The organism is Microvirga sp. P4_G7 (assembly GCF_056401005.1).
In genome coordinates this window covers 1-15,530 of the sequence record NZ_JBFUKD010000028.1, presented here as the reverse complement: position 1 = coordinate 15,530, position 15,530 = coordinate 1, and the positions used below count along the sequence as shown (strand labels likewise).

The 15,530-nt window shown below is 60.6% G+C and carries 14 protein-coding genes; 7 read left to right on the top strand and 7 right to left on the bottom strand.

The window, feature by feature from the left end; genetic code table 11:
- The 3 genes from AC1DT3_RS03385 to AC1DT3_RS03375 form a co-directional block, all read right to left on the bottom strand.
- Nucleotides 1-1,456: sulfatase-like hydrolase/transferase (locus tag AC1DT3_RS03385; RefSeq protein ID WP_477463830.1), on the bottom strand; the 1,456-nt coding region annotated here is incomplete at its 3' end.
- A gap of 96 nt (nt 1,457-1,552) precedes the next feature.
- Nucleotides 1,553-2,953, bottom strand: a complete 1,401-nt coding sequence (locus tag AC1DT3_RS03380; protein WP_477463829.1) for a class I SAM-dependent methyltransferase — start codon at nt 2,951-2,953, stop codon at nt 1,553-1,555.
- 9 nt (nt 2,954-2,962) lie between these two features.
- Nucleotides 2,963-3,172, bottom strand: coding sequence for a hypothetical protein (locus AC1DT3_RS03375; protein WP_477463828.1), 210 nt, complete (start codon nt 3,170-3,172; stop codon nt 2,963-2,965).
- 227 nt (nt 3,173-3,399) lie between these two features.
- On the opposite strand from AC1DT3_RS03375, the gene AC1DT3_RS03370 reads away from it, so the two are divergent.
- The 6 genes from AC1DT3_RS03370 to AC1DT3_RS03345 all read left to right on the top strand — a co-directional run bounded on the left by AC1DT3_RS03370 (nt 3,400) and on the right by AC1DT3_RS03345 (nt 9,776).
- Nucleotides 3,400-4,920 (top strand): phosphomannomutase/phosphoglucomutase, encoded by a 1,521-nt coding sequence (locus AC1DT3_RS03370; protein WP_477463827.1) that lies wholly within the window; start codon nt 3,400-3,402, stop codon nt 4,918-4,920.
- Between the two features lie 201 nt (nt 4,921-5,121).
- Nucleotides 5,122-6,345 (top strand): glycosyltransferase family 2 protein, encoded by a 1,224-nt coding sequence (locus tag AC1DT3_RS03365; RefSeq protein WP_477463826.1) that lies wholly within the window; start codon nt 5,122-5,124, stop codon nt 6,343-6,345.
- Nucleotides 6,345-6,743 carry a GtrA family protein gene (locus AC1DT3_RS03360; protein ID WP_477463825.1) on the top strand — a complete coding sequence of 133 codons (399 nt, stop codon included), beginning with the start codon at nt 6,345-6,347 and terminating at the stop codon, nt 6,741-6,743. Before AC1DT3_RS03365 ends, AC1DT3_RS03360 begins: the two co-directional genes overlap by 1 nt.
- Nucleotides 6,740-7,429, top strand: coding sequence for a class I SAM-dependent methyltransferase (locus tag AC1DT3_RS03355; RefSeq protein WP_477463824.1), 690 nt, complete (start codon nt 6,740-6,742; stop codon nt 7,427-7,429). The genes AC1DT3_RS03360 and AC1DT3_RS03355 overlap by 4 nt, the downstream gene beginning before the upstream one ends.
- Nucleotides 7,430-7,504: 75 nt before the next feature.
- Nucleotides 7,505-9,373 carry a hypothetical protein gene (locus AC1DT3_RS03350; RefSeq protein ID WP_477463823.1) on the top strand — a complete coding sequence of 623 codons (1,869 nt, stop codon included), beginning with the start codon at nt 7,505-7,507 and terminating at the stop codon, nt 9,371-9,373.
- A 139-nt stretch (nt 9,374-9,512) separates the two neighbouring features.
- A complete protein-coding gene (locus AC1DT3_RS03345; protein ID WP_477463822.1) occupies nt 9,513-9,776 on the top strand; it encodes a hypothetical protein in 264 nt (87 codons plus the stop codon).
- Here AC1DT3_RS03345 and AC1DT3_RS03340 read toward each other — a convergent pair.
- From AC1DT3_RS03340 to AC1DT3_RS03325, 4 genes are all read right to left on the bottom strand, one after another.
- Nucleotides 9,758-10,798 carry a sensor histidine kinase gene (locus AC1DT3_RS03340; protein ID WP_477463821.1) on the bottom strand — a complete coding sequence of 347 codons (1,041 nt, stop codon included), beginning with the start codon at nt 10,796-10,798 and terminating at the stop codon, nt 9,758-9,760. The two genes, AC1DT3_RS03345 and AC1DT3_RS03340, sit on opposite strands and share 19 nt — an antisense overlap.
- A complete protein-coding gene (locus AC1DT3_RS03335; protein WP_477463820.1) occupies nt 10,785-12,296 on the bottom strand; it encodes an ATPase domain-containing protein in 1,512 nt (503 codons plus the stop codon). The genes AC1DT3_RS03340 and AC1DT3_RS03335 overlap by 14 nt, the downstream gene beginning before the upstream one ends.
- A gap of 124 nt (nt 12,297-12,420) precedes the next feature.
- The gene (locus tag AC1DT3_RS03330) at nt 12,421-13,968 is read right to left on the bottom strand and encodes a helix-turn-helix transcriptional regulator (RefSeq protein ID WP_477463819.1); all 1,548 of its coding nucleotides are present in this window, start codon (nt 13,966-13,968) and stop codon (nt 12,421-12,423) included.
- Nucleotides 13,969-14,159: 191 nt separating this feature from the next.
- Nucleotides 14,160-14,837, bottom strand: a complete 678-nt coding sequence (locus tag AC1DT3_RS03325) for a winged helix-turn-helix transcriptional regulator (protein ID WP_477463818.1) — start codon at nt 14,835-14,837, stop codon at nt 14,160-14,162.
- Nucleotides 14,838-14,949: 112 nt separating this feature from the next.
- On the opposite strand from AC1DT3_RS03325, the gene AC1DT3_RS03320 reads away from it, so the two are divergent.
- A partial coding sequence (locus AC1DT3_RS03320) for a PLP-dependent cysteine synthase family protein (RefSeq protein ID WP_477463817.1) occupies nt 14,950-15,530 on the top strand: 581 nt, incomplete at its 3' end.

The following is a 15,530-nucleotide window of genomic DNA, read 5'->3' as shown; positions in this document are numbered from 1 at the left end:
GAATCGTCGCATGGATATCCGCCAGCATGGCGGGAGCGCCGCTCGTGCGAAACTCTTTGTTGTCGCCAAAATCGTGGAAGGCAAGCGTGGGGCTTGCCGACGACATCACAAAAGATGGAACGGATCCGCGTGGGCCTGCATTCAGGAAGCCATAACGTGAGCCGTGGTCTGAGATCACAAAAATCAGCGAATTGTCGAACGCACCGAGGCTACGCAACTTGTCGAGATACGCCCCGGTCTTGCGGAGGGCGCATTCGCCTTGTCCCTGAAAGTCGGCAAAAGCTTGGCTCGCGCCTCGCACTCTGCAATCTCCACTCAGCATCGAGGGCGGATGCGCTCCCCAGAAGTGCAGATACTTCACGGTGGGTTTATCCGCGTCGGCTTTCGTTTCATTGATCAGCTTGTCGAAAACCGCGAGATCGACCTCCGGATTCGTCGGCGGAATGGCGCCGCACAGCCGGGCAACCCTGAAGCGCCCGTCGTCGTAGAAGAAGGGCTTCAACGCGATCGGAAGCTGGCGAAATCCAAACAAGTCGTAGACGTTGGCGTAGCTTCGACACTCCGCACTTTCGGCACCCAGGTAGTTCTGACGGCTCTCGAGCGGTATTCGGGACGGCTCCGCTCCCTGTTTGGCAAGCACCGCCTCGATGCGCTTCTTTGCGACCCGTTCCTTGTAAGCGGGGATACTTTCAGCGTCCGCTTTGTAAGGTTCGCCCGTCAAAATCGCCGGTACGCTCATTGCTGTGTACGGGAAATGGCCCGTCGCATTGTTGAACAGGGTAAATCCCGTGAACTGGCGCCGCAGGTCCGGGTCTCGCCGCATGACTTGCTCAAAGACATCGGCTTGCAGCGTGTCGAGCAGAATGACGATCACATTCTTCCGCGTGCTCGAGACGCTCGTCGCATTCCGCATGATGTCGACGTCGTCGCGAAAGAAGCTGGAGGACGCGACGCCGGTCGATGTCGTCTCCACCTTTTGGGGTGAGCGATCAAGCGAGCCGTTTGTCATGATCTGCCACCCGCAGAATCCGGCACTTGCCACGACCAGGACCACCAGGAACCGTCCAAACAGATCCGCCGCTATCCGGGGACGGATAAAGGCTACCCCCAACAGCGCCATGAGGATCGCGATCTCGAGAACGCCCTGAGATGCATACGAGCGGAAATCAATAAGACGCCCGTCAAAGACGCCGAAGTTCCATACGAGGAGATAGAATTGAAGGTAGAGATAGACGCCGAGGGCCGATACCGCCGCCAGTGGGCGCAGTCTTCCTCGCGCGACACTCCTCTGCAGAAGGAGTCCGAGAAGGAGCCCGGCGGCGACAGCCACGAGGAGGGGCCATCCCAGAATTGCGCGAGGGCCGACCTCGACTCGGTCCCCCTGAGAAAGAATCAGGTAGATCGGCGCCAGCACGGCAACGTGAAGGGCGATTGCGAAGGAGACGAGAAACGGCATTGCTCTCAACTGAACTCAGAAGTTCGGATAATCGCGGCCAGCTGCGGTGCGCCCCTGGGTAAAGGCGCACCAATCGGTAGGTCCCTCCAGATGGCCCTAGCTCCGATCGAAGACAAACAGAGTTCGCCCGCTTTGCGAAACTTCCTTCTGCTTCACGATGCGGCCCCTTTGCGACAAAGCGGTTGTGAAGGCCTCGATGGTGTAATCGTCGAAAATATCTTCCCGCAGCGCGAGCATTTTCTGCACCGTCGGGTCGCTCTTCGGCACGAACTCGATGATTCCCGTCGGTGCCCGCTCGACAAGCCATTCCACGACCTGCGGCAAGGGAACGTTCTTGGCGATCGCGAGGTGGTGCTCGAACGCAAGGGCGATGACGCCGTCGACCCGCACGCGCTTGCCGAAGCCCGCGCGCTCCGCTTGCATCCAGCCTTGATCGGGGCTGGGGTTCGAAGCATCGAGCCACAGCGGCAGATAGTTCAGTTTCTCCGTCGCGGCGCGTGAGAACGCAAGGTCGAGAGCGCGTTGATCGAAATCGAAACCGACGACGTAGGATGCCCCGCCTTCGAGAGCCGCGACCGAGTAGTCACCGGTGTTGCAACCGATGTCGATCATGACGTTCGGACGCGTCGTCGCGGCGAACTCGGCGATGAACGCCCGCTTCTCGCGCGCCTCGTCGCTCGTGTAGGTGTTGTCCTTCGCGTAGTCCCCCCAGACCGTCTTCCCGGTATCGGCCGGATGAAGGGTCGCGATCCAGTTCCGCAACTGGCGCAGCATGCCCTCATAGGCTGCCCGCGAGAGCGTTCGCGTCTTCTTCGCGTCCTGAATGGCCTGATCGGGCGCAGCGGTGGCTCTGGATTGAAGCTTCGCCTGCAGGATGACCTGGCTCAGCATGTTCCAGGAAAAGCGACTGCTGAACGGGAGCGCGCGGGCGAGATCCGCGGTCGGGATGCCTTCGAGATTGCCGCGATACCAAGCGTTGTGGGCGATGCCCAAGCTGGACTGCAGCAAAAGAGGATTGAGAAACTGTTCGCAGAACTGGCGGTGGCCGATCCAGAACTCACCCTCGCGGTACGGGCGTACCGACAGGAGATCGATGAAGATGGGCTTCGGTCCGATGAACTGGATGTTGTACGCGGTGGCATCCGACAGGACCGCATTCTGCTTGAGCAGAAAAAGTTGGAAATCCAGGTGGTGCAGGGCAGCCGCCTTCAGGGCGCCGAACGACCATTCGTAGGCATAAGAGATAAACGCGATCTTCGGATGTTCGACGACATAGGCAGCCCGTTCGAGACCGGTTTCCCATTGCGGCTTCTCGATCTCGCGGCTCTCGATCAGAAATCCAGCTTCGATCGATGACGCAAGAACGCCCTTGTCCCGAACTGCCTCATAATCGGCGCGGGCGCGTTCGTTGATGGTCCGATAGATGCGACCGGCACTTTCGAATACGTGTCCCGCCGGATCGCGAAACGACCCAGCGTTGCGTTGCACAGATGTCATCAACACAGCTTATTTTCCGTCGGAACGCTTCGAGAAAATGCCGGAAAAGAAAGTCTTGACCTTCTGATAGTAAAGCGAGAGCACGGTCACGCTTGCAGCGATACCGCCGATCAGAGCCTGGAGCAGGATGCTACCCGTGCCGGGATCGAGGTAGGCGTAGGCTGGGCTCGTCAAGGCGGCGAGCGCCAGGACGCTCCAAAGGACGGTACGCTGATTCATGGTTCGCTCCGGAATATCAATCGGAGATGGAAAACCGATTCTTGTCGCCCAGCGCAACCAAAATTGCGGCGGGTAAGCTTCGCATTTGACGGCTAAATCGCCGCAAGTGACATTTGCGCAACAGAATTGCAGTTCGCCTTCATCCCTCATACGGCATGGATTAGCACCGCTTGAAAGCCTGTATCGCCTATAATAGGCGTAGGCGCCATCGCAATCGGGAATTTCTGATGTTCGTTAAGCCTTCGCCGGACGTTCGGGTGAACACCCTCGCCTTCGAGACCACTCCCCTGGTCAAGCCGACCGGCTTTCGGGAATACGACGCCCGGTGGTGGTTCGGGCATCCTGGCTCGGACGTGGCTCCTGAACTCAACCTGATGGGCGTTCAGGCCCTGGGAATGGGGCTCGGCACCCTGCTCGGAGAACTCGGTGTCCCTCGCGAAGTCGTCGTCGGCCATGATTTTCGCGGCTACTCGATGGCCATCAAGATTGCCCTCGCCCAGGGGTTGATGAGCGCCGGCTGCAAGGTTCACGACATCGGCCTCGCCCTGTCGCCGATGGCCTATTTTGCCCAATTCGCCCTTGATGTGCCGGCCGTCGCCATGGTCACGGCGTCCCATAACGACAATGGCTGGACCGGCGTGAAGATGGGCGCCCAGCGCCCCGTCACGTTCGGCCCCGAGGAAATGGGGCGGCTGAAGGAAATCGTGCTTGCGGGTGCTTTCGAGCATCGCGACGGCGGCAGCTATCGCTTCGTGGAGGGTTTTGCCGAGACCTACATCGCCGATCTGACCGACCGGCCCCGCTTCAAGCGCAAGATCAAGGCCGTTGTCGCCTGCGGCAACGGTACGGCAGGCGCCTTCGCGCCGCAGACCCTCGAAGCACTCGGCGTCGAGGTCGTGCCGCTGAACGTCGACCTCGACCATACCTTTCCGAATTACAATCCGAACCCCGAAGACATGGAAATGCTTCATGCCATCGCGGCCGCAGTGAAGGAGCACAAGGCCGATCTCGGCCTCGGCTTCGACGGCGACGGCGACCGCTGCGGCGTCGTCGACAATCATGGCGACGAGATTTTTGCCGACAAGATCGGCGTCATGCTGGCGCGGGATCTATCGGGCATTCACCCCAATGCCCAGTTTGTCGTCGACGTGAAATCGACCGGCCTTTTCTCGTCCGATCCGGTCTTGATCGCGCAGGGCGCCAAGACGGATTACTACAAGACCGGCCATTCCTACATCAAACGCCGCGTGCGCGAATTGAACGCCCTGGCGGGCTTCGAGAAATCCGGGCACTTCTTTTTCAACGCACCGATCGGCCGCGGCTACGATGACGGCCTGGTCACCGCCATCGCCGTTCTCGACATGCTCGACCGCAACCCTTCGAAGTCGACGGCCGATCTCTATGCCGCCCTGCCGCGGACCTGGGGTTCGCCGACGATGTCCCCCCATTGCGACGACGAAGTGAAATATGACGTGGTCGAGCGGGTTACCAAGCGCTTCAAGGCGATGGCGGACGCGAGCGAGCCTGTCGCCGGTCATCGGATCGTCGAGGTGAACACGGTCAACGGCGTACGCATCCGGACCGAGGACGGCACCTGGGGCTTGATTCGCGCCTCCTCGAACAAACCTGAGCTGGTCGTCGTCGTGGAAAGCCCCGTCTCGGAAGAACGCCTGCATGCCATGTTCAAGGGCGTCGACAGCGTGTTGCGCGAAAATCCCGAGGTCGGTGCCTACAATCAGACGATTTGAACGAGACATGCCGGGTATCACAGGCTCGAAAAAGATTTGGGGCCTCTCGGAAATGTCTTCATTCTTCGTTTGAAACGTAATATTGAAGCAATTGACGCCATCGATTTCAATCGATCGGACGCCGGTTTGAGGATCCGCTCCATGTCTGCCGCCTCAACATCTGCCGCCTCAACGTCTGCCGCCTCAATGTCCGCCGCCTCAATGTCCGCCGCCTCAGCAATCCTCTCGAGCGCCACTCCTGCCGAAAGATCCGACGGCGGCGATGTCGAGCTGACGATCCTGATGCCCTGCCTCAATGAAGCCGAGACGATCGTGCAATGCGTCGGGAAGGCCAATGCGTTCCTGGCAAAGTCGGGCATATCGGGCGAAGTCCTGATCGCCGACAACGGCAGCACCGACGGATCGCAGGGTCTCGCTGAAGCACTCGGGGCCCGCGTCGTTCCCATTCCAGAGCGTGGCTATGGTGCGGCCCTCATGGGTGGCATCGAAGCGGCGCGCGGCCGTTTCATCGTCATGGGCGACGCGGACGACAGCTACGATTTTTCCAACCTGATGCCCTTCGTCGAGCGCCTGCGCGACGGCGCCGATCTCGTCATGGGCAATCGCTTCAAGGGCGGGATCCAGCCAGGCGCGATGCCGGTCCTGCACCGCTATCTGGGTAATCCCGTCCTCAGCTTCATCGGTCGCCTGTTCTTCAACATTCCCGTCAACGACTTCCATTGCGGCCTGCGTGGATTCAGAACCGCCGCGATCCGCGGATTGGGCCTTCAGACGACAGGGATGGAATTCGCCAGCGAGATGGTGGTGCGCAGCGCGCTCGGCTCGCTCAAGATCGTCGAGGTGCCGACGACGTTGAGTGTCGACGGGCGAAGTCGCGCACCCCACCTCAAGACGTGGCGAGACGGCTGGCGGCATCTCAAGTTTCTGCTCATGTACAGTCCGCGCTGGCTCTTTCTCGTACCGGGTGGATTCCTCGTTTTGCTCGGACTCCCGCTCGTCGCCATGCTGATCCGCGGCCCGGTCAGGTTTGGGAGCAACATCGCGCTCGATTTGAACAGCCTGATCGGCGCATGTTTCCTCGTCGTCCTCGGCGTTCAACTGATTGTTCTCGGCGCGATCGCGCGCATGTTCGCGAGCAAGGCAGGATTTCTGCCGCGGACGTCGCGATCGGAGCGGCTGCTGGGGTGGGTTTCGACCGATCGTCTCGTGCAGCTGGCAGCGCTTCTTCTGCTCGTGGGCCTGTGTGGGGTGTTATGGTCGACGAAGCAGTGGTCCGATGTCGGATTCGGCAGCCTCGAGTCGCGCGCCGTTCCAAGGGTACTCGTCGTTTCGCTTTGCACGGTTCTCGTCGCCGTCCAGACTGCATTTGCAGCGTTTCTGCTGGGCATGCTCGAGATCCCCTTCCACCGCAAAGACCAAACGTGATGCTCCGTCTCGTCACGCTTGCATCCAAGTGGCAATTCTCACGCTATACCGCCGTCGGCTTGCTCGCCGCGGCCGCCTATGTGGTGATCGCCACCGCACTCAGAGATGTTCTGTTCGTGTCTCCGTGGCTCGCAAGTGCCATCGCCTATCTGATGTGCATCCCTTTCGCCTATCTCGGCCAGAAGCGACTGGCCTTTCGGTCGGACCAGCCCCACGCGATCGCGTTTCCGCGCTATTGTGGCGTGCAAGTGATCAAYACAATCGTCTCGTCTGCGTTATCGGAAACGTTCTCCCGCGCGCCTCATCTGCCGGATTTCGTCATATTCGCGCTGTCGGGCGCTATCGTGATCGTCGGAAATTACCTCTTCTTGAGTCGATGGGCGTTTAGACCGCAATGAGCAGACCCGTAAACGCGCAGTACAATCTCGCACCGGCCGGTAGCTTGTCGGTCCGCGTCGCGGCACGCGTTCGGCGTGACATGTTCATGATGTTTATGGAGGCGTTTCGTCCCGACGCCGAAGCAACGGTTCTCGACGTCGGCGCAACGTCGGACGTGACTTATGAATCTTCCAACTATCTCGAAGCCCTTTACCCGCACAAAGATCGGATTACGGCGTGCGGGGTCGACGATGCTTCACACTTGGAAGTCACCTATCCGGGCGTCACGTTCGTCCACGCAGACGGTTTGAACATGCCTTTTGCGGATGGGTCTTTCGACTTCGTCCATTCGTCTGCGGTTTTGGAGCATGTGGGTTCGGCGGATAACCAGGCGCGTTTCATTGCCGAATGCGCTCGCGTGGCAAAACGAGGGTTCTTTCTCACGACTCCGAATCGCTGGTTTCCAATCGACTATCATACCCAGTTTCCTCTCATCCATTGGCTGCCGAAGCGCTGGCATCGTGCGATCCTGATGTCGTTGGGACACGGTTTTTTTGCCAAGGAAGAGAATTTGAATCTCATGACAGCAACGGAACTTCGCGAGATCGCCTCGGCGCTGCCGCAGTTTCAAACCCGCATCGAAACAGCATCGCTCTTCGGCTGGACGAGCAATCTGCTTCTCGTCGGAGAGCGCAATCGCGACTGAGCCGACGTTCGGGCGGCGCTGGGAGGGGACGCAATGTCGGCCGAAGCTGAGCCTCCGCCACCACGGCGGAGGATAATGTCCCGAATCAGGCGCGCTCTGTCACCGCAGGAAACCGCCCTGATCTCGAGTGGTGTAGCGCTGGTGGCAATCTGGCTCCTTGTCAGCATCCTGCGCATGGTCGTGATCTGGCCTGGGGACGGGCCGACGGTAGCATTCGACGAGTGGCTTTATCACTGGCATGCGGCGGCACTGTTCGGCGACGCGCCCTACAAATGGAAATGGGCACAGTTCGTCTACCCGCCGCTCTATCCGCTGCTGCTCTCTCCGGCCTTTCTCTTCAAGGCCCGGTTCTACGACGCGATGCTCGTTCTGAACTGCCTCGTCTACACTGCGTCCATCTTCCCCGCCTACGGCCTTGCCCGCCGTATCATGCGACGCTCCCTCGCTCTCGGCGCGGCCGTCGCAGTCACTCTCGTCCCTTTTCCGGCCAACGTCTCCTTCCTGATGGCGGAGAATCTCGCCATACCCGTTTTCCTCTGTGCGATGTTCATGGTCGTCGCAGGCGACCATGCATTCTCGCGACGGTGGCTGCGCGACATCGCTGTCGGTGCTGCCATCGCGGGATGTTTTCTGACAAAGTTCATCATGCTTCCGGCATCCATAGCGTTGCTTGTGTTCTGGATGGCTTTCACCTTCCTCGATCGAGCCGGCGCGGGAAGACGTGTGTCGTCGCTTCTCGCGGATTCGAGCGTTGCCGTTCTTACAATCGGTCTCATGGTCGGAATGTGGCTCGCATTCGCGTCGTCGCGTGGCATTCGGCTTGATGCAGCAATCGGCCTGAAGACGTCGGACGCGGTGTTCAGGACGGGGCAATTTACGGGCGAGCGGGCTTGGCGGTGGATCATCTTGTACGCCCTTTACCTGGGCGTGGTTCTTGCTCCCTTTCTCCCTCTCTTGCTCGGTCTCGCCAAGTTGGATTGGAGACAGCGCATTGCGTCCCTTCCGGTGGCGAACCGTATTCGCGCCGCCTTCTGCGACCACGCGATCCGGTTCGAGACTCTGTCGCTCGGTTTCCTGACCTTCTACATCGGCGTGACCTTGATTCACGACCTMTCGTACTTGGTGAACAGCGCCCGCCCGGAATTCATGAGTTCGCGGTATTTCGAATTCACCTATCCACTCTTGATCATTGTGTGCTTCGGACGCATCGAGGCTTTGGCGCGCGCGCCCGTGCAAACGAGGCTCTACGGGCTTCTCGCATCAACCGCCTTCGCCGTCGCGCTCGTCCTTTTCGGTCTCTTGGTGTTTCGCGCGCGACGCGTCTTCGACATCAGCGCGAGCCTGACGAGCGTTCAAGGCATCCACACGACGACATTCAGCCTCTGGTTCAACAACCGCTTGTTCATTCCCTGGGTGCTGGCTCCCATAGCGGTTGCCATCTCGTCGTTTCTCGCCTGGCGTGCCGGTCGCGCCATGTTCGCAGGTGGCGCGCTCGTTGCTTGCACGCTTGCGCTCGCCGTCGCAGGAGCCTCCGCATGGACGATCGAGCGAGGACGTTTTGCATTCAAGCCCGAGCAGATCGCCATTGCACGGGAAGTGGGAAGCCTGCTGGTCGGACCCGCGTCCGGCCAACCGGCCGTTGTGTTTTCGCGCGAACCGGAGAAGAACCCGGCGATTTTCCAGCGCCGTCTTCTTGATCTCTACGGTTCATTCTTCAGCGGTGGACGGTACGACATCATGTTCGTCGACCCGTCCGACAATCGCCAGGATCTGCCAAAATCGAGAAGAACTTCGTTCTTCTCACTCGTGGGGCACGCAGAGGAGCGGTGCTCTCCTCTGCGCACGCGCTCTTCGCGGGACGGTCAACGGCTCTACCTCTGCCCTTGCACAGTTGAGCCGAGGCATCAGTCACTGCCGCGTTGCGATTCATTGGTTTCCCCATGAGGCGTGGCGCGTGACGGCGAGAGGCAGCAATGCGAATGTTATTACGGTCATGCTGATGTCGTTCGTCGCGTGATTGCAAGCGCCACGAAAGCGTCACGCCCTAAAGGTTAAGGCCTGTTAATCTCTCGAAGGTGCGAGAATGACGACGGCCAACGATTTCTACGACAGCGTGGACCAGGTCCGGGTGGAGCGGATCATGAGCGCCGGCGCCATCAAGATCGCCGCCTACCAGGTTCGCGATCCAAAGACGGCGCTCTTCGGGTCCCTGCAATTTCATATGAGTTGCGAGGAAGCCGGCATGACGGGCATGGGCGAGAACGCCGCGAAGCTGTTCGTCGATTTCGTTCGCGAGACGCTTTCGGGGCGCGTGGAGGAGCCGGCGCTTCACTTCTCGCCGGAATGATCCGGGGCGAGTGTCGCTTCCATTTGAAACAGCAGCCCCTGCGGTTCGAAGTCGGATCGGACTTTCGCACTGCACTGCGTCGTCAGAACCCGTTGCAGCAAGGTCGAGCCAAAGCCCCGACGCTGAGGCTTCCTGACCAGTGGGCCACCCTGTTCGGCCCACATGAAATGCAGCGTCTTGCGCGCATCGCTGAGTTCGACGTCCCACGTCACGTCCACCCGGCCTGCGGGCGTCGACAGCGAACCATACTTCACCGCGTTCGTCGTCAGCTCGTGGATCGCCATGCCGATCGGAATGGCGTATTCGGATGAGAGCTCCACATGCGGGCCATTGAGGCTGATGCGCCGCGCCGGCCGGCTGTCATACGGCCCCAGCTCCGCTTTGAGAATCTCGATCAGGGACCCTGTCTGCCAATAATCCTCGGTCAGCAGCGTATGCGTTTTCGACAGTGAGATGATGCGATCCGAGAACGACTGATAAAACTCGTCCATCGAATGGCTCGATCGGCGCGTCCCGCCGAGAAGGCCTTGGACCGTGGACAGGGTGTTCTTGACCCGGTGATGGAGCTCGCGGATCAAGAGCGCCTGCCGCTCGTGCGCCTGCTGACGCTCGTGGAGATGGGCCTCCACCTCCCGCTGCCTGCCTCGCGCTCTCAGCGCCGAGCGCGTGGCGCTGACGAGGACCGTCGGATGAAACGGGCGCTCCAGCACGGTGACGTTTCCCAGCATTTCGGTCAGCCCGGCATCCGGCGAGATCCCACGCTCGCTGAGAAGGATAAACGGCATATCGGACCACGGTGGCTGGCGGCCCGCCCATTCCACGAGAGCCGGGCGCTCCGCGGCCGAAAGGGACTCGATGGTGATCACGGCGCATCCGGCGCGCGGCAGGGCGTCCAGCATGTCCGTCAAGTCTGCGCARGTCTGCGCCTGGATTCCGACCTCGGTGAGGATCCTCTGGGCGACGGCCCCGTCCCGTCCGACGAGAGCGAGTATCAGGGCAGTCGACGGGTCATTTCGCGCCATCGTCGGCGCGCTCGTCGAGCAAGGTGGCACCTCGGCCTTCAAATGTCGGTACTCCGGTCAGCACGCCTCGGAAATGGCGCAGCGGATCACCAACGCGCAACCCCTCGTGATCGATCCGCAATTCCCGGATTGTATCTTCATGCGCGCCGGTTCGCTTCTTGACGACGGACAAGGCGCGACGGATCCGCCCCTCGGCTTCGAAATAACGGAGCAGGACGACACTATCGCTGAGGTAGGTGAGGTCCACGGGCGAGGCCATCTGCCCGATCATGCCGTGCTGCGCCAGAACGAGAATCGTCACGACGCCCTGCTGATTCAAATATGTCAGCATTTCGTGCATCTGCAGCACGACAAACTGTTCTTCCGGCATCGCGTTGAGATACCCGGTCAAACTATCGATGACGACGATGCGCGCATTCTCCCGCTCCACCGCATCCCGGACGCGGCCTGACAACTCGCCGGGCGTCACCTCGACGGGATCGATCTGCTCGACCCGAAGCGAGCCGTTCTTGATGTACGGTCTGAGGTCCATACCGATTCCTGCTGTGCGCTCCTGCAGGATCCGCGTGGTTTCGTCGAAGCTGATCATGAGAACCTGTTCGCCACGACCGAGCGCCGCGTGGACGTATCCCGCAGCGAGGGACGACTTGCCCGCGCCGGACGGTCCGATGATCAACGTGCTCGTGCCGCGGTCCAATCCGCCTCCCATCAGGTCGTCCATCCCGATCACGCCGCTGGTAATCCGGTCGGACGGGAAATCCTGATGATGATCCGCCGCCACGAGCCGAGGGAAGACGCGCACGCCACCACGATTGATAATGAGGTCGTGATGGCCCCCACGGAAGTTCGTTCCGCGCATTTTCACCACGCGAAGCCGCCGACGCTCCCTGCCGTAGTCGGGCGCGAGCTGTTCGAGCCTGATGACCGAGTGACTGATGCTGTGGAGGTTGAGATCGTCCTGTTCGGAGGTGAGATCGTCCAGCATCAAGACAGTGATGTTGTTGAGGAGGAAGAAGCTCTTCAGTGCGAGAACCTGCCTCCGATAGCGCAACGACCCTTGCGACAGGAGCCTGATCTCGGACAGACTGTCGAACACGACGCGCAGCGGTTGGACCCGCTGCACTTCGGCCAAAGCGAGTTGCACCGTCTCGCCGAGTTCGAGATCGGACGCGTAGACGAGACTCTGCTGCTGCTTCGGATCAAGGCTGAGTTCAGGCGGGACGAGTTCGTAAATGTCGATCCCGTCGAGGGACCAGCCGTGGTTGGCCGCGACGGAAAGGAGCTCGCGCTTGCTCTCCGACAACGTGATGTAGAGGCAGCGCTCGCCACGTTCGACGCCGCTCATGAGGAATTGCAGCCCGATCGTCGTCTTGCCACATCCGGGACGTCCTTCGACGAGATGTGCGCGGCTGGCGGAATAGCCGCCTTGCAGAATGTCATCGAGACCCGGAACGCCCGACGGAACGGGGGCAGCGTCAGGATAAAGCTTGAATTGCATTGATAGTCCTTCAGGCAGTCATGACTTCGGCAGCCGAAATCGCGCGAGCTGTGGATGAAAAGGGACCGAGCGCTTGAATGATCCGATTGCAACCTCTCCACAAGAGCCGGAAGTACCAGAGATACTAGTATTTCCGTCCCTTCTTGCGGAATTGTCTCTTGTTTGGGGCATGACGTCTCACCTTTGAGGGAATCGAATCCTGACCTGAGATGCCTCGCTCGCGCGCCCAGATGATCGCCGCGCCGCGCCGGTTGACGCCGATCTTGCGATAGAGGGACGACACGTGGTTGCGGATGGTGTTGCGCGACAGATTGAGCGTCGTCCCCATTTCCAGATCGCTCTGTCCGCGGCAGATGAGAAGCAGGATGTCGCGCTCCCGCTCCGTCAGTTCGTCGACTTCGGCGGAGATGGACATGTGGGAGACGCGACGCAACGCCGTGAGTTTTTCCACGACGGTTCTGCTGAACCAGGATGTGTCGGCCATCACGGCCTCGATCGCACCCATCAACTCATCTTCGGATCGTTTGCGATCGGTGATGTCTTGCACGACGATGAGGACGCATTTCTGCTCGTTGATCGAAACTTCTTCCGCCGATATCAGACAATCGATCAACGCTCCGTCCTTCACGCGCATCTGCATGTCCATGTTGTGGACGCGGCCGGCTCGCGCGAGCGTTGCCTCGAATTGTCGCTGGGCTGCGTTGTCTGCCCACAAGCCGAGGTCCTTCGCACTCCGTCCGACAACCTCCTCCTCCGCGAGTCCCGTCATTTCGAGGAATCCCGCGTTGACCTCTGTGATCTTGAAGCCGTCACGCGTCGCGATCGTCTGTGCCACCGGAGACAGCTGAAACGATTTCGCAAATCGTTGCTCGCTTTCGCGCAGAGCTGTCTCCGCCTTCTTGCGCAAGTCGAGATCGGCGAAGGTGAAGAGCATGCAATCCTCATCCCCGATCCGGATCGGCTCGCCGGCGACGATGACGAACTTGTAGCCGCCACCTTGAACGGGAACGCAGGATTCCATCTGCGGCACGGTTGCGCCTTCTCTCAGACGTTCGACCGCCGTTTCGCGTCGTTCAGCCTGAGAGAAGATGTCGAGTTCGTAGGTCGAGCGTCCGACGACCTGATTGCGCGAGAAGCCGGTCATCTCGAGGAAACCCGGATTGACTCGGACATAGCGTAAATCGGCCAGCCGGCAGATCAATGCGGGCGCCGGGTTGGCGTTGAAGGCGCTCTCGAAGCGATCCTCCGCCTCGAAGCGTTCCGTCACATCGCTGATGACGATCACGAAGCAATCGATCTCGTTGTCGCAATCCAGCACAGCGACGCTGCTGATCGAATGAATCCACAGAGCATCTTCATCGCTGCGAGGCCTGACCTCGACCACCATGTCCCGACAATTTTCGCCGGAAACTGCGCGCTCGATGGGGTAGCCTTCCGCTGGCAGGCGATGGTTGTTGCGAAACTTCAGTTCGAAACGATCGTAATAGCCATCTGCTGAACCGCCCAGATCTTCGAGGGCGTCGACGCCGTGCATCCGCAGCGCCGCGTCATTGGCCCATACGATCCGGCGATCCGCATGCAGAATGATGATGCCCTCCACGAGGGCCGCCACGATTTGCTGCACTTGATCGCGATCGCGCAGAATCTTGTCTACCAGCGGTGGCTGTTCCATTGATCCCCCGGGAAGAAGCGCGACCACGCCTTCCGCCCATCAAAAACAGCAACTGCTCAGTTCGGTTCCCGTCAGCTGCCGAAATTATCCCCCAGCGCACAGGCGTTGATCGGACCATTCGCTTGCCCACGGAACGTCGATGATCTTCCCGGGACTTCGGGCAAGATCGCGACGGAAGGACGCCCAGACGGTCAGTCGATCACTTCCTTGGCCGGGCTGATCGTCGCGAACAGATAGCGGTCGAACCAATCCGGGAACGCCCGGGCGAGGTCGCGGGGCCCGTCGACGGCAAGTCCCATCCGCTGCGCCGCGGCGTAGCCGACATCGCCGCGCCACCAGGCTATCAGCGCGGCGAGGGGAGCACGGACGCAGAGGAGCTCCGGAAAGCCTGGGTTCTGCGTACAGACCGACACCTCGTTCAGCGCGAGCAGCATGAAGCGCGCTTGGCGGCTCTTCTGGATTTCGAAGCGGACGACGAGAGGCTCGCGCGGCAGCGCGTGCAGACGGACGCGTCTCTGCATGTCCACGAGGAGGGGTTCGAGATCGAGGTCTTCGTCCTGCGGCCGTCGCGGCAACCATCGCTGGCCCCACGTGGCCATCGCCCCGACGATCGTCGCCAGTTCTTCACCGGCTTCGGTGAGGTGATATTCGGGCCCATGGGCACCCTCGACGCGAGCGACGGCGCCGACGAGCACCAGACTGCGCAGACGTTCCGAAAGCACGGTGCGCGAGATCCGCGGGATGCCGCGACGAATATCGTTGAAGCGTCGGCTGCCGCAGAGGATTTCACGCACGACAAGGAGCGTCCAACGACCGCCGACGACGTCGAGAGCACGTGCGCTGGAACAAAACTGGCCATAGTTCGACATCGCAAAGGGCTACCATCTCGCGGTTCGCCCGAGAAGTCCGGATTCCGTACCGCACAACTTGGAGGAGCCGGCGTATCAGGAACGTTCGATTGCAGATGACAGGGATCGCCTCATGAATCCGGCAAAGCAAAGCATACTTGATCGTATCGGCGGCACGTCGCTACTGCCCTTGCGCAAGATTCTGTCGAGAAGCGGGGCGCGCATCCTCCTGAAGCTGGAAAGCGAGAACCCGACGGGGAGCATGAAGGACCGCATGGCGCTGGCGATGATCGAGGCCGCGGAGGCGGATGGCCGTCTCTCGGCGGGTGGATCCGTCGTCGAATACACAGGTGGAAGCACGGGTGTATCCTTGTCTCTCGTCTGCGCAGTGAAGGGATATCCACTCCATATCGTGACGTCGGACGCCTTCGCCCGCGAGAAGCTCGATCACATGCGGATTCTTGGTGCGAAGCTCGAGATCGTAGCGAGCGACGGCGGGCGCATGACGGAGAAATTGACACGCGACATGATCGAAGCGGCGCGCGTCATCGCGTTGGAAAACGGTGGCTACTGGACCGACCAGATGAGGAACACGGACCAGCTCGCAGCTTACGGCGTTCTCGCGGATGAGATCTGGGCGCAGACCGGCGGGCGGATCGACGGCTTCGTCCAATGCGTTGGAACCGCGGCCTCCCTTCGCGGCACGGGAGATGC